The organism is Roseibium aestuarii (assembly GCF_008477545.1).
Lineage (GTDB): Bacteria > Pseudomonadota > Alphaproteobacteria > Rhizobiales > Stappiaceae > Roseibium > Roseibium aestuarii.
Map to the genome: position 1 here is coordinate 440,111 of NZ_VORA01000001.1, position 17,487 is coordinate 457,597.

General features: G+C 65.0%; 18 protein-coding genes. 12 read left to right on the plus strand and 6 right to left on the minus strand.

All coding sequences use genetic code 11. The features are described from left to right. Positions 1-82 precede the first annotated feature (82 nt). From FR728_RS01915 to FR728_RS01935, 6 genes are all read left to right on the plus strand, one after another. On the plus strand, positions 83-1,018 hold the full coding sequence (locus FR728_RS01915; RefSeq protein WP_149890967.1) for a heme o synthase: 936 nt from the start codon (positions 83-85) through the stop codon (positions 1,016-1,018). Positions 1,019-1,021: 3 nt separating this feature from the next. After that, positions 1,022-1,195, plus strand: a complete 174-nt coding sequence (locus FR728_RS19285; RefSeq protein ID WP_188318757.1) for a hypothetical protein — start codon at positions 1,022-1,024, stop codon at positions 1,193-1,195. Positions 1,196-1,214: 19 nt separating this feature from the next. Further along, positions 1,215-1,841 carry a cytochrome c oxidase assembly protein gene (locus FR728_RS01920; protein WP_149890968.1) on the plus strand — a complete coding sequence of 209 codons (627 nt, stop codon included), beginning with the start codon at positions 1,215-1,217 and terminating at the stop codon, positions 1,839-1,841. 50 nt (positions 1,842-1,891) lie between these two features. Beyond that, on the plus strand, positions 1,892-2,764 hold the full coding sequence (locus tag FR728_RS01925) for a cytochrome c oxidase subunit 3 (protein ID WP_149890969.1): 873 nt from the start codon (positions 1,892-1,894) through the stop codon (positions 2,762-2,764). A 135-nt stretch (positions 2,765-2,899) separates the two neighbouring features. Continuing rightward, positions 2,900-3,334, plus strand: coding sequence for a DUF983 domain-containing protein (locus FR728_RS01930; RefSeq protein WP_149890970.1), 435 nt, complete (start codon positions 2,900-2,902; stop codon positions 3,332-3,334). Further along, complete coding sequence (locus tag FR728_RS01935) at positions 3,331-4,170, plus strand: SURF1 family protein (RefSeq protein ID WP_149890971.1); 840 nt, start codon at positions 3,331-3,333, stop codon at positions 4,168-4,170. The genes FR728_RS01930 and FR728_RS01935 overlap by 4 nt, the downstream gene beginning before the upstream one ends. Positions 4,171-4,257: 87 nt before the next feature. On the opposite strand, the gene FR728_RS01940 is transcribed toward FR728_RS01935, so the two are convergent. Further along, positions 4,258-4,737, minus strand: coding sequence for a peroxiredoxin (locus FR728_RS01940; protein ID WP_149890972.1), 480 nt, complete (start codon positions 4,735-4,737; stop codon positions 4,258-4,260). 145 nt (positions 4,738-4,882) lie between these two features. Then, on the minus strand, positions 4,883-5,815 hold the full coding sequence (locus FR728_RS01945) for a protein-disulfide reductase DsbD domain-containing protein (protein ID WP_149890973.1): 933 nt from the start codon (positions 5,813-5,815) through the stop codon (positions 4,883-4,885). Positions 5,816-6,078: 263 nt separating this feature from the next. Here FR728_RS01945 and FR728_RS01950 point away from each other — a divergent pair, with 263 nt between their 5' ends. The 5 genes from FR728_RS01950 to FR728_RS01970 all read left to right on the plus strand — a co-directional run bounded on the left by FR728_RS01950 (position 6,079) and on the right by FR728_RS01970 (position 13,105). Next, positions 6,079-6,660, plus strand: coding sequence for a YqgE/AlgH family protein (locus FR728_RS01950; RefSeq protein WP_149890974.1), 582 nt, complete (start codon positions 6,079-6,081; stop codon positions 6,658-6,660). Between the two features lie 157 nt (positions 6,661-6,817). Then, entirely contained in the window at positions 6,818-8,224 is a 1,407-nt protein-coding gene (gene thrC, locus FR728_RS01955; RefSeq protein ID WP_149890975.1) for a threonine synthase, read from the plus strand. A 2-nt stretch (positions 8,225-8,226) separates the two neighbouring features. Beyond that, positions 8,227-9,516, plus strand: coding sequence for a M16 family metallopeptidase (locus FR728_RS01960; protein ID WP_149890976.1), 1,290 nt, complete (start codon positions 8,227-8,229; stop codon positions 9,514-9,516). A 13-nt stretch (positions 9,517-9,529) separates the two neighbouring features. After that, the gene (locus tag FR728_RS01965) at positions 9,530-10,168 is read left to right on the plus strand and encodes a GNAT family N-acetyltransferase (protein ID WP_149890977.1); all 639 of its coding nucleotides are present in this window, start codon (positions 9,530-9,532) and stop codon (positions 10,166-10,168) included. Between the two features lie 30 nt (positions 10,169-10,198). After that, the gene (locus FR728_RS01970) at positions 10,199-13,105 is read left to right on the plus strand and encodes an EAL domain-containing protein (protein WP_149890978.1); all 2,907 of its coding nucleotides are present in this window, start codon (positions 10,199-10,201) and stop codon (positions 13,103-13,105) included. 97 nt (positions 13,106-13,202) lie between these two features. Here FR728_RS01970 and FR728_RS01975 read toward each other — a convergent pair whose 3' ends face one another. Genes FR728_RS01975 through ispH form a run of 4 tightly spaced genes read right to left on the minus strand, consistent with a single transcriptional unit; the run spans position 13,203 to position 16,539 of the window. After that, on the minus strand, positions 13,203-14,063 hold the full coding sequence (locus FR728_RS01975; RefSeq protein ID WP_208998617.1) for a diacylglycerol/lipid kinase family protein: 861 nt from the start codon (positions 14,061-14,063) through the stop codon (positions 13,203-13,205). Positions 14,064-14,110: 47 nt separating this feature from the next. After that, positions 14,111-14,584 carry a ribonuclease HI gene (gene rnhA, locus FR728_RS01980; protein ID WP_149890980.1) on the minus strand — a complete coding sequence of 158 codons (474 nt, stop codon included), beginning with the start codon at positions 14,582-14,584 and terminating at the stop codon, positions 14,111-14,113. Further along, on the minus strand, positions 14,581-15,546 hold the full coding sequence (locus tag FR728_RS01985) for a homoserine kinase (RefSeq protein ID WP_149890981.1): 966 nt from the start codon (positions 15,544-15,546) through the stop codon (positions 14,581-14,583). The genes rnhA and FR728_RS01985 overlap by 4 nt, the downstream gene beginning before the upstream one ends. 6 nt (positions 15,547-15,552) lie before the next feature. Next, on the minus strand, positions 15,553-16,539 hold the full coding sequence (gene ispH / locus FR728_RS01990) for a 4-hydroxy-3-methylbut-2-enyl diphosphate reductase (protein ID WP_188318758.1): 987 nt from the start codon (positions 16,537-16,539) through the stop codon (positions 15,553-15,555). Positions 16,540-16,828: 289 nt separating this feature from the next. Here ispH and FR728_RS01995 point away from each other — a divergent pair, with 289 nt between their 5' ends. Continuing rightward, complete coding sequence (locus FR728_RS01995; RefSeq protein ID WP_208998618.1) at positions 16,829-17,398, plus strand: hypothetical protein; 570 nt, start codon at positions 16,829-16,831, stop codon at positions 17,396-17,398. Positions 17,399-17,487: the final 89 nt, after the last annotated feature.

Consider the following 17,487-nt stretch of genomic DNA (forward strand, 5'->3'; position numbering starts at 1 on the left):
CGCCCGCCAGACAGGGACGCGATCCGTCCGGACGGGCCAGGCAGAAAACAAGAAATTGAAGAATTCAGTCAAGGATGCGCCCATGTCGCTCGTCGAGCGCCAGGATACTTTCACCGTGGACGGTCTCGCCCTTGAGGGCGGCGAAGGCTCGGTCGGCGATTACATCGCTCTCCTGAAGCCGCGCGTCATGTCCCTGGTGATCTTCACCGCCTTCGTCGGCATGATGCTCGCGCCCGGTCATCTCCACCCGGTTCTGGCCGTCGTCTCGATCCTCTGCATCGCCATCGGTGCGGGCGCGTCAGGTGCCTTGAACATGTGGTACGACGCCGACATCGACGCCGTGATGTCGCGCACCGCCAAGCGGCCGATCCCGGCCGGCAAGATCACCCGTCAGGAGGCCTTCGGCTTCGGCATGACCCTGTCCGTCGGCTCCGTGCTGACCCTGGGCCTTGCCGTCAACTGGTTCGCCGCTGCCTTCCTCGCCTTCACCATCTTCTTCTATGTGGTGGTCTACACCATGTGGCTGAAGCGCTCGACGCCGCAGAACATCGTCATCGGTGGCGCGGCCGGCGCCTTCCCTCCGATGGTGGCCTGGTCCTGCGTGACCGGCGACATCAGCATCGAGAGCGCGGTCCTGTTCCTCATCATCTTCATGTGGACGCCGCCCCATTTCTGGGCGCTGGCCCTCTTCAAGTGCGGCGACTATCGCAAGGCCGGCGTGCCGATGCTGCCCGTCGTCGCCGGAGAGACCGCGACCCGCAACCAGATCCTGATCTATTCCCTGGCGCTGCTGCCCATCGGCGTGCTGCCCTGGGTCTTCGGCTTCGCAAGTGCCGCCTATGGCGCATTCGCCGGGGCCCTCGGCCTGGCCTTCCTGGGTCTTGCCGTGCAGGTCTGGCGTCACCGGGAAGGGGATCTGGCCCGCAAGTCCGCGGTCCGGCTCTTCACCTTCTCCCTGTTCTATCTCTTCATGCTCTTCGCCTTCCTTCTGGCGGAAAGCCTGATCGTGGGGGCCTGATCCGTGGCTGAAGACAAGACCGTCCTGCCCGACGGCGTCCGTCTGACGGACGCCCAGCAGAAGCGTCGCCGGGGTCGCTCCATCGCGATTGCCTGTGCGCTCGGGGCCCTGGTCGTGCTGTTCTACGTGGTGACCATCGTCAAGATGGGCCCCGAGATCATGAGCCGGCCGCTCTGAAGAAGGATTGCAAGGACCGATGACCCGCCCCGCCACCCCTCAGGATGAGGCCGCAGCCCAGACCCTCGCCGCGCGACGCAATCGCACGGTCGGGCTCGTCTGCGCCGGTGTCTTCCTGTTCATGGTGGGGGCGGCTTATGCAGCGGTGCCTCTCTATAATCTCTTCTGTCGTGTCACCGGCTTCGGCGGCACCACCCAGGTCGCCGAGCAGGCGGCGGATCACGTCATCGACCGCAAGATCATCGTCCGCTTCGACGGCAACGTGCGCCACGACCTGAGCTGGAGCTTCGCGCCCGAACACCGGGAGATGACGCTGAAGATGGGCGAGACCGGAGAGATGGCCTATCGCGCCACCAACACCGGCACCCGGCCTCTGACCGGAACCTCCGTCTTCAACGTGACCCCGCTCGAAGCGGGGGCCTATTTCAACAAGTTGCAGTGTTTCTGCTTCACCGAGCAGACCCTCGAACCGGGTGAAACGGTCGAGATGCCGGTGGTGTTTTTTGTCGATCCGGACATGGATACCGATCCGGACCTGAAAAACGTGCGGGAAATCACGCTTTCGTATACCTTTTTTCCGGTCGACGCGCCGGAACAACCTGTTGCGGCCCGGGAGGATGACGGGGCCGCGAAATCGAAACTCTGATCCGCCCGCCGATGACGGCGTCCGGATTGTCAGGCTTGGGGAGCATGCCGATGGCTGAGGCACACGTTAAGAATCACGATTACCACCTGGTTGAACCGAGCCCCTGGCCGTTCCTGGCCTCCATGGGCGCCTTCATTCTGGCGCTCGGCGCCATCGGATTCATGAAGCTCGGCAAGGGCGAGGAGTTCGTTCTCTTCGGCATGAACCTCACCGGCTGGGGCCTCTTCGCCATCGGTCTTCTGGTGGTCCTCTACGTGATGTTCGCCTGGTGGCGCGACACCATCAAGGAAGCCCATCAGGGTCACCACACTCGGGTCGTGTCCCTGCACCTGCGCTATGGCATGCTGCTGTTCATCGCCTCTGAAGTGATGTTCTTCGTGGCCTGGTTCTGGGCCTATTTCGATGCGGCGCTCTATGCCGGCGAGGCCATCAACTATGCCCGCGTCGAGGCGACCGGCGGTCACTGGCCCCCGGCCGGCATCCAGACCTTCGATCCCTGGCACCTGCCGCTGCTCAACACCCTGATCCTGCTGTGCTCCGGCACCACCGTTACCTGGGCGCACCACGCCCTGCTGCATGACGACCGGGAAGGGTTGAAGTGGGGCCTGACCCTCACCGTCGTGCTGGGTGTCCTCTTCACCATCTGCCAGGCCTATGAATACGGCCATGCCGCCTTTGACTTCAGCGGCAACATCTATGGCGCGACCTTCTACATGGCCACAGGCTTCCACGGCTTCCACGTGATCGTCGGCACCATCTTCCTGGCGGTTTGCCTGTTCCGTGCGCTGGCCGGCCACTTCACTCCGAAGCAGCATTTCGGCTTCGAGGCAGCGGCCTGGTACTGGCACTTCGTCGATGTGGTCTGGCTCTTCCTCTTCGTCGCCATCTACATCTGGGGCGCCGGAACCCCGGCCGCGCACTGACCTGCGCGACCGGCCAGTGGCCTTGTGACAAATGGACGCCCGGACCGGCAAACGGTTCGGGCGTTTTGCATTGGGGGAGCAGAGGCGCTAGGCTCGGCCGATTTTCCGGGCCATGGGCCCACGCGGAGGTATCCGGTGACAGATCCACAGGCCGACAAGGCGCATTATCCGCCGGTCAATCCGGTGACCTCGGGCCTCTCCGGCCATTGTCCGCGCTGCGGTCAGGGGCGCCTGTTCAAGGGCTATCTCACCCTGAGACGCCGCTGTTCGGCCTGCGGACTGGACTTCGACTTTGCCGACAGCGGTGACGGCCCGGCGGTTTTCATCATCCTGCTGGTTGGCTTCCTGATCGTTGGTCTGGTGCTCTGGGTCGAGTTCACCTTCCAGCCGCCGATCTGGCTGCATCTGCTGATCTGGCTGCCCCTGACTACTGGTCTGTCCCTGGGCATCCTGCGGCCCTTGAAGGGCCTGATGATCGCCCTGCAGTTCCGCCATGCAGCCCAGGAGGGACAGCTCGAAACCGGGGCCCTATCTGACGCCCACGCAACAGACGAAAATACCCCATCATGACCGCTTCCAATCCCCAGTCCGACCGCGAGCCCGCACCCAGCTTTGAGGACGCGGCGCCATCCCCGCTGTCGCGCCTGCTTCTGCCCGGTGCTGCCGCCGCCATTGCCCTCGGCGTCCTCGTCAATCTCGGCCTGTGGCAGGTTGATCGGCTGGTCTGGAAGGAAGCGCTGATTGCCAAGGTCACCGCCGATGTGGCGGCCGATCCGGTGGCGGCGCCCGGTCCGGACGCCTGGCCGACCCTCGATCCTTTCGAGATCGACTACCGGCACGTGGCGGTCACCGGCCACTATCTTCCGGGCACGGCCTACTACTTCACCGCGCTCGGGGAGGATGCACGCGGTGCGGCGCAAGGGCCGGGCTACATGCTCTATCAGCCCTTCGAGACGATCGAGGGCTGGACGCTGATGGTCAACCGGGGCTTCCTGCCGCAGGAAGTCTGGCGGGATCGCCGCGAGGACTTCCGGCAAGATGCGCCAGCGCAAGGCGCCGCAAGCACTCCCGTGACCCTGACCGGTCTGCTTCGCCTGTCGGAACAGCCCAACTGGACGACACCGGCGGCCGACACGGACGGGATGGTCTGGTTTGCCCGCGACACGATCCACATGGCCAAGACGCTCGACGTGCCGGGGCAGGGGCGGGCACCCTTCAGTCTCGACCTCGATCAGGCTTTCTCGGGGCCGGGCGGGCTGCCGCAGGCGGGGGAAACCGTGGTGCGGTTCAAGAACGATCACCTCGGATACGCGCTGACCTGGTTCGGTCTTGCCGCAACCCTCATCGGTGTCTTCGCGACCTGGGCTGTCACCGTTCTGCGAGGAAGCCGCAAGGACGAAGCATGACGGCTGCCGACGGTCCGTAAAAACAAGAAAAGGCGCGGGACCGGCCCGCGCCTTTTGTCTTTTTCCGAAGCTGTGGAGCCGAAAGGCTCAGAGAGCTTCGAGAATGGCGGCGGCACCCGTTGCGGTGGCGGTGCCGGGGGTTTCCTCGACGCTCAGGAAGGTGACTTCACCGTCCTTGGCGATCAGGGCGAAACGCTGGGCGCGGGTGGAGCCGAAGATCGGTGCGTCCAGACCCAGGCCGATGGCCTTGATGAAGTCGGCTGCCGGATCGGACAGGAAGGTGATGGCATCGGCCTTGGAGGCCTTGCACCAGGCGTCCATCACGAAGAGGTCGTTGGCGGCGATCACGGCGATGGTGTCAACGCCCTTGCCCTTGATCGTGTCGGCATGTTCCACGAAGCCCGGCAGGTGGTTCATGTGACAGGTCGGGGTGAAGGCCCCCGGAACGCCGAAGAGAACGACGGTCTTGCCGGCGAACACGTCCGCCGTGGTCAGTTCCGCGGGGCCGTCTGCGGTCTTGGTCTTGAAGGTCGCCTGCGGCAGCTTGTCGCCTACCTTGATGGTCATTCGCCTGTCTCCTGGTTGCTCGCGAAATGTATCAGGAACATCTCCAGCGATGACATAGGATGTTCCCTCCGATCCGTCGAGGTGTGACGCGACCGGTCGGTGAAAAATCCCTCACGCAACTGGGAGTATCAGCAGGCGGGACGCCTCAGGGTGCGCGGGAGAGGTCTCCGGCCTCCAGCACATGCAGGCTCTCCAGACCTCCGTCGGCGGTGCTGAGCACCAGCCGGAGCCGGGTTCCGCCGTCATCGGTCTTGGCCAGCCCGCGCAAGGGAAGGGACCAGGCCGCTGCCAAGCCGCTCGGCGCGGTGATCCGCTCGGGAAGCCGGTTGAAGGACCCTTCCGGCCCCTCGACGAAGAGGTCGAGGACATCCGTATCTCCCTCCCGCGTCAGGCCGATCAGCAGGGACTTGCCGTCTTCGGAAAGATCGAGCCTGTAGGCTCCCTCCGCCTCCTCGGCAGGAATGGGTTTCGGCACTCCCGCAAGATCCCTGCGGATCAGCAGGCTGCTCACCTTGTCCGCCCTCTCGTCGGGGGCAAGCGCCAGCTCCAGCACGTCGTCGCGGGGCACGCAGATGTCCTTGCAGACCCCGTAGGTCGCCTGGATCCTCAGCTCCACGGGCTGCGCGGGATTCACCGGCACCACTCGAAGCGGCAAGGTGATTCCGCCATGGTAGACCGCGCTCACCGAATAGCCGTCATCCTCGCGCTCGGGCACAGGATAGAGCACCTCGGCCGCGCGCAGGTTGGTGGAACCGGAAAAATCGAAGAGCGGCGGAATGCCCGCATCCCCCGGAAAGCGCCAGTAGGTGTGCCAGCCCGTCTCGAGTGCCAGCTCGATCCCGGCAAGATAGGCTCCCTGCTCCAGCGGTCCCTCGGAAATGAGACGGGCCGACCCGCCGAGCCCGAGAGCCGCCGTCGACCCTGCGGCCCGCGCATCCGTCGCAAGCGGCAAGGCGCCACCGAACACAAGCGCGGCGCCGAGCGATGCTGCCAGAGAAAGGCGCAGGGGGAGGCCTGTGGTCCGGCGCGATGCTTCGGACGATGCAGGGGGCAGGAAGCGAGGTTTGGGTCTGTTCATGGGCGTAAGCTAGGGCCTGAAGGCGACCCGGTCATCCTCCGGTCGCGCACACGAGGGTCATAATCCCGTGAAGGTGACCGGTGATGGCGGCGAATTTGTGCCCGACGGGTAAAAGCGCAACCCTTCCCGGCGCTTGCCGTTAACAATCGCGGCAAGACAGGCTAGTCTGCCGTCTCGGCATCCGGGTCGCCTTCGGGGACTGGCTTGCCGGGAGTGCCGGATTCTCCGGCATTCCCGAACCTCTTGCGCGGGGACACGTCGCCATGACCGATTCGCTCGAAGGACAGTTTCTGATCGCCATGCCCAACATGGAGGATGGCAGGTTCGAGCATTCGGTGATCTACATCTGCTCCCACACCGAACAGGGGGCCATGGGTCTGGTCATCAACCAGGTGGCGCGTCATCTCAGCCTCGAAGGCCTGCTCATCCAGCTCAACATCCTGCGGGACGATCCGGGCATCCAGGTGCCGCATCGCCTGCGCGAGATGAGCGTGCACAAGGGTGGTCCGGTGGAGGTGGAGCGTGGCTTCGTCCTGCACAGCGACGACTATGTGCTCGATCGCTCCACCCTGCAGATCCGCGATGGCATCTGCCTCACGGCCACGCTGGAGATCCTCAAGGCCATGGCGGAAGGCGGCGGGCCGCGTCAGGCCATGCTGGCACTGGGCTATTCCGGCTGGGCGCCGGGGCAGCTGGAAGCGGAAATTCAGGCGAATGGCTGGATCACCGGACCGGCGGACAAGGCCCTGGTCTTCGACGGAGCGACCGACAACAAGTGGCACCGCGCGCTCCAGTCCATCGGCATTGATCCGGCCATGCTCTTCGGCGAGGCCGGCCACGCCTGAGCCCTTGCCGTCCGGCCGGGCTTGACCTTTCCCGACATGGAAAAAATCCGGGTTAAATCCTGTCCCGGACAACGGAAGTATGTTACTTCCGGCTAAAGACGGCGGCGCCCGCGGGCAGCCGCAAAAGAACTGGCAGGAAACGCGGAGGCGGTTTGCGGTGAAGTATCTTAGTACGCGTGGCGAGGCTCCTGTACTCGGATTTTGCGATGTGCTCCTCCAGGGTCTGGCCCGCGATGGCGGCCTGTATCTGCCGGAAACCTGGCCGCAGCTTTCCGAAGAGACCATCGCCTCCTTCGCCGGCAAGCCCTATCAGGATGTCGCCTTCGCGGTGATCAAGCCTTTCGTCGACGGCGAGATTTCCGATGCCGACCTGAAGCGCATGATCGACGAGGCCTATGCCGGCTTCCGCCACGCGGCCGTCACGCCGCTGGTGCAGATCGCGCCCAACCGCTTCGTGCTGGAGCTCTTCCACGGTCCGACGCTCGCGTTCAAGGACGTGGCCATGCAGCTGCTCGGCCGCCTGATGGATCATGTGCTGGAACAGCGCGGCATGCGGGCGACGATCGTCGGCGCCACGTCCGGGGACACCGGTGGTGCTGCCATCGAGGCCTTCCGCGGCCGGTCCCGCACCGATGTCTTCATTCTCTTCCCCGACGGGCGCGTGTCGCCGGTCCAGCGTCGCCAGATGACGACGCCGACGGAGGACAACGTCCACGCCCTCGCGCTGACCGGCAATTTCGATGACTGCCAGTCCATCGTGAAGGGCATGTTCAACAACTTCGCCTTCCGCGACCGGGTGGGGCTCTCCGGGGTCAATTCCATCAACTGGGCGCGCATTCTGGCGCAGATCGTCTATTACTTCGTCTCCGCCGCCGCACTCGGCAGCCCGGCGCGCAAGGTCAGCTTCACCGTGCCGACCGGCAATTTCGGCGATATCTTCGCCGGCTACGCGGCCATGAAGATGGGCCTTCCGGTCGAGAAGCTGGTGGTCGCCACCAATGTGAACGACATTCTGGCGCGCACCCTCGACACCGGCCGCTACGAGATGCGCGGCGTGACCGCCACCACGGCGCCGTCCATGGACATCCAGATCTCGTCCAATTTCGAGCGTCTGCTGTGGGAAGCCACCGGGCGTGATTCCGATGCGGTGCGTCGCATGATGAACCAGCTCGGTCAATCTGGCTCCTTCACCATCGAGGATGCAGCCCTGGCCGAGATCCGCTCGTCCTTCGCGGCCGGGCGCTGCGACGAGGCGCAGACGGCGGCGACCATCGACGAGACCCTCAAGGGAAGCGGCTATTTGCTTGATCCGCACACCGCGATCGGCGTGCATGTGGCCGCAGACCATGACGATGGCGCCGTGCCGATGATCATTCTGGGCACCGCCCATCCGGCCAAGTTCCCTGATGCAGTGGAAGCGGCTTGCGGCCATCGGCCGGAGCTGCCGCCGGAACTGCAGCCGATGATGTCGGCCGACGAGCGGTTGAGCGTCCTGGCTGCGGAACAGGGGGCGGTCGAAGGATTTATCGAGGATCACGCAAGGGCGGTCCGGAGCGGAGTGTAGTCATGCAGGTGCGCACGACCAAGATTGCAAATGGCATGACGGTCGTCACCGACCGCATGCCTTCCCTGAAAACCGCAGCTCTCGGCGTGTGGGTTCGGACCGGGTCTCGCAACGAGGCGATCGACCAGAACGGCATCACCCATCTGCTCGAGCACATGGCCTTCAAGGGCACGGCGACCCGCACCGCCCGGCAGATCGCCGAGGAGATCGAGGCCGTCGGCGGTGAGCTCAACGCCTCCACCTCCATCGAGCACACCAACTATTACGCCCGCGTTCTGGCCGAAGATGTACCGCTCGCCGTCGACCTCCTGGCGGATATTCTCCAGAATTCCACCTGCGACGAGGAAGAGCTGCGCCGAGAGAAGCAGGTGATCCTGCAGGAAATCGGTGCGGCTCACGACAGTCCGGAGGATCAGGCCTTCGACCTGTTCCAGGCAGCCGCCTGGCCCGATCAGCCGCTCGGCCGGCCGATCCTCGGCACGCCGGAAACCGTCACCAGCTTCTCCGGCGATGCGCTGCGGACTTACATGGCCGAGCGCTATCGCGGTCCGGACATGGTGCTGGCCGCCGCCGGCGCCGTTGATCACGACGCCATCGTGGCCCTGGCGGAAGAGAAGTTCTGCAAGATCAGCGCGGAGCCGGCCATCAGCGAAGGCCTGGCCACCTACCAGGGCGGCGAGCAACGCCTGCCCAAGGAGCTGATGGAAGCCCAGATCCTGATGGGCTTCCCCGGCCAGCCGTACAAGTCCAGGGACTATTATGCCATCCAGATCCTGGCCTCGATCCTGGGCGGCGGCATGTCCTCGCGCCTCTTCCAGGAAGTGCGCGAGCGCCTGGGTCTCTGCTACGCCATCTACACGTTCCACTGGGCCTTCTCCGACACCGGTCTCTTCGGTCTTCATGCGGCGACCAGCGAGAACGAGATCGCCGCGCTGATGCCGGTGATCCTCAAGGAACTGCGTCAGGCAGGCGAGACCATCACCGAGGAAGAAGTGGCCCGATCCCGCGCCCAGATCCGCGCCGGCTTGATGATGGCGCTGGAAAGCCCCGCCGCCCGCGCCGGTCAGATCGCCCGCCAGATTCTGGTCCACGGCCGGGTGCTCACCCTCGAGGAAGTCTCCGACAAGATCGCCGCCGTTACCGCCGCCGACATTCGCCGCGTGGCCAACGAGACCTTCCTCGGCAGTCGCCCGACCCTGTGCGGCGTCGGTCCGGTCTCTGCATTGATGAGCAGCGATGACATTGCCGCCGCTCTGGCGCATTCTGAAGCCCTGAAGGTTGCCGGCATGTAGGACGGGGTGGGGAATGGTGTTTCTGCGATCGTTTCAGCCGCAGGAGGGCGAGCCGCGCATCGCCTCGCGCACCCATTACCTGCGTCCCCCCGTGATGGGGGACTTCCCCGCCTGGGCGCGCCTGCGCGAGGACAGTCGCAATTTCCTTCAGCCGTGGGAACCGATCTGGCCCGCCGATGACCTGACCCGCGCCGCCTTTCGCCGCCGTCTGCGCCGCTATGCGGAAGAATGGCGCGACGGACGCACCCTGCCTCTCTTCCTGTTTCAGGCCGGCAGTGACCGGCTTCTGGGCGGACTGACCGTCTCCAACATCCGCCGGGGCGTGTCCCAGGCCGCCACGCTCGGCTACTGGATGGGCGCGCCCAATGCGGGGCAGGGGCACATGAGTGCCGGCGTGCGCCTGATCTTGCCGTATTGTTTCGATACGCTGGGTCTCAACCGGGTCGAGGCGGCCTGTCTGCCCAGCAACGGACCGTCCATCCATCTTCTGGAAAAGGCCGGCTTCCAGCGCGAGGGATATGCCCGCAACTATCTGTTGATCAATGGGCTCTGGCAGGACCATATTCTCTTTGCCTGCCAGCGCCAGGATCACCTGGATGCTCTCTCCAATCGGCCCTACTCTGTCGGGGGCAATCTGAAAGATATCTTGTGACATGTGCCCCAAACAAGTAGTCCTTCGCCCATGTCTCGACTGATCCCGCAGGGCGCGAACCGCCTCCTTCTCACCGCTGTCGCAGGTCTCATGCTGCTGCTGGCCGGTCTGACCGCTGCCCGCGCGCTGGAGCCCATTCCCGTCCCCCTCGACGTGGAAGCCCTGGACCTGACCGACGCGGTCGAGATGCATGTGGAGGTGGGCTCGCGCCTGCAGGTCTCGACGGCACCGGGCGCGGACGGCATCGTTCGCCGCATCGAAGTGTCGTCCCGCAACGGGGTCAATTCCAACTGGGCCGTCTTCGCGCTGGCCAACACCAGCGACGAGCAGATCGACCGGCTTCTGGTCGCTCCCTTCTTCCAGCTGGTCGGCTCCCGCATGTTCTGGCCGGACCTCGGCTCGTCGCGCATCGCCTATCTGACCCCCAGCCAGGGCATCGCGCCGGTGCGGGAAAAGAACCTTGAGGCCGATGTCTTCCGCATCACGCTGGATCCGGGCTCTGTCGTCACCTTCGTGGCGGAGCTGACCTCGCCCGAATTACCGCAGCTGCGCCTGTGGGAGCCGGACGTCTACAAGGAGACGCTGAACTCCTACACGCTCTATCGCGGCATCATCCTCGGCATCTCCGGTCTTCTTGCGCTGTTCCTGACCATTCTCTTCGTGGTGAAGGGCACGGTGATGTTCCCGGCGACGGCCGCCCTGGCCTGGTCGGTTCTGGCCTATCTCTGCATCGATTTCGGCTTCTGGAGCCGGGTGTTCGATCTGGTTCAGGGGCAGGACCAGCTTTACCGAGCCAGTGCGGAGGTGATGCTGGCGGCCAGCCTTATCATCTTCCTCTACGCCTATCTGAACCTCAATCGCTGGAACATTCACTACAGCCATCTGGCGCTGACGACCCTCGTCCTGCTGCTCGGGTTGCTGGGTGTGGCGGTTTGGGATCCGTCCGTCGCGGCCGGCATTGCGCGGCTGTCCCTGGGCGTCATCGGCGTGCTGGGCTTTGCCACCATCCTGGTGCTGGCCTTCAAGGGCTATGACCGGGCGATCATGCTCATTCCCACCTGGTTCCTGCTGATTACCTGGCTGATCGGTGCGGCCATGACGGTGACCGGCGCCCTTGCCAATGACATCGTGCAGCCTGCCCTTGGGGGCGGACTGGTTCTGATCGTTCTCCTTATCGGCTTCACCGTGATGCAGCACGCCTTTGCCGGCGGGGCGATTGCCCAGGGGCTGATCTCGGACGTGGAGCGCCGGGCGCTGGCCATGACGGGCTCCGGCGACATCATCTGGGACTGGGATGTGGACCGGGACCGGATCTTCACCGGCAACGAGGTCGAAGACCTGCTCTCCCTGCGCCATGGCACTCTTGACGGTCCGGCCCGCGACTGGCTGGAAGTGCTGCACCCGCAGGACCGCGACCGGTTCCGCGCGACCCTCGATGCGGTCATCGACCAGCGGCGCGGCAAGATCTCGCAGAACTTCCGCCTGCGCGCCGAGGACGGCCACTTCCGCTGGTTCCGCCTGCGCGCCCGGCCCATCGTCGGCTCTGACGGAGAGGTGATCCGCTGCGTCGGCACCCTTCTCGACGTGACCGAGGAGCGCACCGCCGAGGAGCGCCTGCTCCATGATGCTGTCCACGACAACCTGACCGGCCTCGCCAACCGCGAGATCTTCATGGATCGCCTGCGCTCGGCCATTGCCCGCACCAAGATGGACAATGCCGGCAAGCCGACCGTGCTCATCATCAATCTGGACCGCTTCAAACAGGTCAACGACAGCATCGGGCTGTCTGCCGGCGACAGCATCCTTCTGACGGTTGCGCGCCGCCTCAGCCGTCTGATCGGCCCGCAGGATGCGCTCTCCCGCCTCAGTGGCGACCAGTTCGGCCTGGTGCTCCTGTCGGAAAACGAACCGGACCGGATCGTCGCCCTGGCCGACAGCCTGCGCAAATCCGTGCGCGCGCCGATCACCTTCGGCGACCGCGAGATCTTCCTCACCTGTTCGGTCGGCATTGCGCTCTTCGAAGGCGAGAGCCAGTCGCTGGAGGATCTCGTCACCAATGCGGAGATCGCCATCAACCACGCCAAGCGCCTGGGCGGCGACCGGCAGGAGGTTTTCCGGCCGATCCTGCGCCCGCTGGCGAAGAACGTGGTGGAACTGGAAAGCGAGCTGCGCGACGCGATCAAGACCCAGTCGCTCGGTGTCTATTTCCAGCCGATCATCCGCCTGCAGGACCAGAGCGTTGCGGGCTTCGAGGTGCTGGCCCGCTGGACCCACCCGAAGCGCGGCCGCATCGCGCCATCCGAGTTCATTCCGATTGCCGAGCAGTCCGGCCTGATCAACGAGCTGGGCACCTATATGCTGGACCGGGGCGCCCAGCAGCTTGCGCGCTGGCAGCGTGACTTCCCCTATCCGCACCCGCTCTTCGTCAGCATCAACCTGTCGTCGCGCCAGTTGCTGCGCCATGATCTGATCAACGAGGTGAAGGCGGTGCTCTCGCGCAATGCGCTGGCACAGGGCACGCTGAAGCTTGAGCTGACCGAAAGCATGGTCATGTCCAACCCGGAATATGCCGCCCGCGTTCTCGAGCGCCTGAAGGATCTGGGGGCGGGCCTGTCGCTGGACGACTTCGGCACGGGCCATTCCTCGCTGGCCTATCTCCAGCGCTTCCCCTTCGACACGATCAAGATTGACCAGTCCTTCGTGAAGCCCGACGCCCGCGCCGTGCGTCCGGTGCTGCTGCGTTCCATCGTCGCCATGGGTCACGACCTGGGCATGTCCGTCGTGGCCGAAGGGGCCGAAAGCGAGGGCGATGCGCTGGAGCTGCTGCAGCTCGGCTGCGAATTCGCCCAGGGCTACCACTTTGGTCAGGCGATGGATGCGGACGAGGCGACCAAATATCTGAAGGTCGGCCTGAAGGCGCTTGAAGCGGCCGGCTGAGCCTTTCCGACGCTGAAGATGAAGACAGAAAAAGCCCCGGCATTGGCGCGGGGCTTTTTTTCATGGATCGGTCGAGGAAGAAGTCCCGTGCACCCCGTCAAGGCACGACCACCGAATAGCCTGTCGCCGCCGGTTCGAGATCCAGCGGAGTGGTCCCAAAGGGGTCGCCGTCGATCTGCACTGCGACGGGAAAACCGGCAAGCACGCGAGCCTTCCGGAACGCCATGACCGTGACGCCGCGCGCCTTGTGCACCCGGCCGAGCATCAGCGCCAGCCCGAAGCGCAGGGCGGAGACCGGATCGTCCTTCTGCAGCACCAGAACGTGCAGGCCTTCGGTGGTCACCGAGGCATCGGGGCATAGCACGAAGGGGCCGCCATAGAACCGGCCGTTGGTGGCGACCACCAGCTTGCCAGAGAGGGTCTGGCCATCCACATCCACCTGCATCTCGCTGGAGCGCCGGGTGAAGCCTATCCGCAGCGCGGTGAGCACATAGGCGAGCTTGCCGAGCTTGCGCTTGAGGGACAGCGGCACCCCATGCACCACCTCCGCATCGAACCCGGCGGAGGCCATGAGCACGAAGGGATGGCCGTTGGCGAGGCCGAAATGCAGCGGCCTTGTGCGGTGGGCCAGGATCGACCGGGCAATGGCAAGCGGCCGGCGTGGCAGGCCCAGTTCATGGGCGAGAACATTCGCCGTTCCGGCAGGGATGACCGCCAGATCCGGCGGTGCGTCATTGCGCTGGAAGCCGGTGAGCGCCTCGTTCACCGATCCGTCGCCGCCGGCAATCGCCAGCACGTCCAGGGCGAGGAGCGGGTCTGCGGCCAGGCTCTCGATCTCGCCGGCGTGGCTCGTCAGGTGAAGGTCGACCGTGCACTCCGCGTTGCGCAGATAGGTCATGATCCGCTCGAGCCGCCGGGGATCGTAGCCGCCGCTGGTCGGATTGGCGACGATGAGCACGCGCCTGGCGCGCGGCTCCACAGGGGAGAGACGGGGCGCCCGGGGGCTCAATCGAAATCCGCCGCGGGCGCGCCGCCCGGCTTGTAGGGCGCCATGCCCTTGCGGGCCAGCGCGTCGGCGCGCTCGTTTTCCGGATGGCCGGCGTGGCCCTTCACCCAGTGCCAGGTCACGTCATGGCGCTTGCGTGCCTCGTCGAGGGCCTGCCACAGATCGGCATTCTTCACCGGCTTGTTGGCGGCCGTCTTCCAGTTCTTCTTCTTCCAGGCAAACATCCACTCCTTGATGCCGGAGCGGACATAGGTGCTGTCCGTATAGAGATCGACCGGGCAGGGGCGGGTCAGGGCGTTGAGGGCTTCGATCGCCGCCGTCAGCTCCATGCGGTTGTTGGTGGTCTCGGACTCGCCGCCGCACAATTCCTTTTCATGCGCGCCGAAGCGCAGCACGGCGCCCCAGCCGCCCGGGCCCGGGTTTCCGGAGCAGGCACCGTCCGTATAGATCGTGACGCGGGAGGTCTCGCTCATAGGGCCAGACCATAGGCGCTGACCGTATCCACGTCCTGGTGGAACTGCAGCTTCTTGAGATATTCCAGCGGATCCTTCGGCGTGACGAGCGCGCCTTCCGGCACGCTCAGCCAGTCATGCAGACGGGTCAGCAGGAAGCGCAGGGCCGCACCCCGGGCGAGAACCGGCAGGGCTGCGATCTCGGCCGGTTCCAGCGGACGAACCTTCTGATAGGCGTCGAGCAGGGCCTGGGCCTTGGTCACGTTGAAGGACTGGTCCGGCTCGAAACACCAGGCATTCAGGCAGATCACCAGATCATAGGCAAAGGAATCGGTGCAGGCGAAATAGAAGTCGATCAGGCCCGACAGCCGGTCGCCGAGGAAGAACACGTTGTCGGGGAAGAGATCCGCATGGATCACGCCGCCGGGCAGGTCCTGCGGCCAGTCGGCTTCCAGCTGGTCCAGCGCCTGCTCGATGGTCGCGCGAAGCCCGGGCTTCACCTCGTCGGCGCGCGCCGCACTCTGGGAAAAGAGCGGACGCCAGCTGGCCACCGACAGGCTGTTGCGGCGGGTCATGGCGAAGTCGGCGCCGGCCACATGCAGGGCAGCCAGTCCGCCGCCGAGTCCCGAGCAGTGCACCGGCTTCGGCCGCTTGACCCACATGCCTTCCAGGAAGGTGACCATGGCGGCCGGACGGCCTGCCAGTTCGCCGAGCGTCGCGCCGGTCTTCATCACGACCGGTGTCGGGCAGCTCAGCCCCTTGGCAGCCAGATGCTGCATCAGGTTCAGGAAAAAGGGCAGATCGTCCCGGTTCACCCGCTTCTCGTAGAGGGTGAGGATGAAATAGGCCTTCTCGGTGTGCACGAGGAAGTTGGAGTTCTCGACCCCTTCCGCGATGCCCTTGTAGGACAGCAGCTGGCCAACATCATATTGGGCGATGAAGGCGGAAAGCTCTTCATCGGTGACTTCGGTATAGACGGCCATGAAACTCTACTCTGCGGCGTCGCGCTGATCGCGCAATTCGCGCGGAAGATTGAAGGCAATGGTCTCTTCGGCCGTGCGCACGATCTCCACCGTGACGTCATGACGTTCGGCGAAGGCGGCGATGATTTCTTCCACCAGCGTTTCCGGTGCGGAGGCGCCGGCGGTGAGGCCCAGGGTGGAAATGCCCTCGAAGGCAGCCCAGTCGATCTCGCTGGCGCGCTGGATCAGATGCGACACGCGGCAACCGGCCCGCTCTCCCACTTCCCGCAGACGCTGGGAGTTGGAGGAATTCGGCGCCCCGACCACGATCATGGCATCCACCTTGGGCGCGACCACCTTGACCGCTTCCTGGCGGTTGGTCGTGGCGTAGCAGATGTCTTCCTTGTGGGGGGCGACGATGTCGGGGAAGCGCTCCTGCAGCACGGCGACAATGCCTGCCGTGTCATCGACGGAGAGCGTGGTCTGGGTGATGAAGGCGAGCGGCTTGTCCGTGCGGCGCACGAAGCGGCGTGCATCCTCTTCCGTCTCGATCAGGGAGACGGTGCCGTCGGGCAGCTGACCCATGGTGCCGATCACTTCCGGATGGCCGGCGTGGCCGATCAGCAGGATCTCGCGGTCGCGGCGGAAATGGATCTCCGCTTCCTTGTGCACCTTGGACACCAGCGGGCAGGTGGCGTCGAGGAAGAACATCTGCCGCGACTGGGCGTCGGCGGGCACGGATTTCGGCACCCCGTGGGCAGAGAAAATCACGGGCCGGTCGCGGTGATCGGCCGGAATCTCGTCCAGCTCCTCGACGAAGACGGCGCCCTTGGCCTTCAGCCCGTCCACGACGAACTTGTTGTGCACGATCTCGTGGCGCACGTAGACCGGCTGACCGAATTTCTTCAGCGCCAGCTCGACGATTTGGATCGCGCGGTCCACACCGGCGCAAAAGCCGCGCGGCGCGCAAAGGAAAACCGTCAGCGGCGGCTTGGGTGTCTGGGCCAAAGTCATGCCTGTGCCTGCGTTCTGGGTGATACGCGCAATAAGGGGATCTCCCCGGCCCATGTCAAGGTTCAAACCGGGCCGCATCCAAAAGCAAGCGGCCCTTTGGCGGCGAACTTGCGGGCCCGAGCGCGCGTCTTCCCCTCGCCAAGGCGAAACGGACCTGCTATGACCCTTTCGGACAGAAGCAGGGAGTGATGAGCCGGTGATGGGTAAGGGCTTTGAAACACTGAATCCTTTGGCGTCCCGACTGGCGCGTGCGGCAACCCTCGGGGTGGCTCTCGCCCTGGCCGGATGCATGAGCGACCGTCCGGAAGTGGCTGGCGGACCCTCTGGTGTTTCGGCAAGCCCTGCGGCGGCTTCGTCCGGCGACAACCGTTCCGCCCTGACCAAGATCATTTCCGGCGGCGGCGCACCGCATCAGATCGATCCGGAGGCCTATGCCGCCGATCTCTACTGCCCGTCGATCCGCCTCATTCCCAATACCCATCTCATCATGAACTTCGAGCGCAACGCGGACGAGGATCCGCGCAAGTTGCTCTATCAGGCGACCGTGTCCGACTGGGCGCGCGGCTGCACCCGCGAAGGCACCGATCAGGTTCGCATCAAGGTGGGTGTCTCCGGTCACGTCACGCCGGGCCCGGCCTGGAAGGGCGGCGAAGTTCTGCTGCCGGTCAAGGTGATGATCGTCACGCCGGTCGAAGATGAAAAGGCGGTCTACGATCAGGTGCTCAATGTGCCCGTGACGCTCGGGGCCGGCACGCCGAGCGAAGCCTGGACCATGGTGGACTCCAGCTTCGTTGTGCCGCGTGACAGCGAAATGCAGATTCTTGTTGGTTTCGACGAGAAGGCGCTGGCCCGCCGCTGACGGCAGGGCCTCGCCATATTGACAAGACTTCGGGCGCAGGAAAGACTTGCGCCCGGTTCGGTTCGGGTCGTCTCCGAACCGTCGAGGGA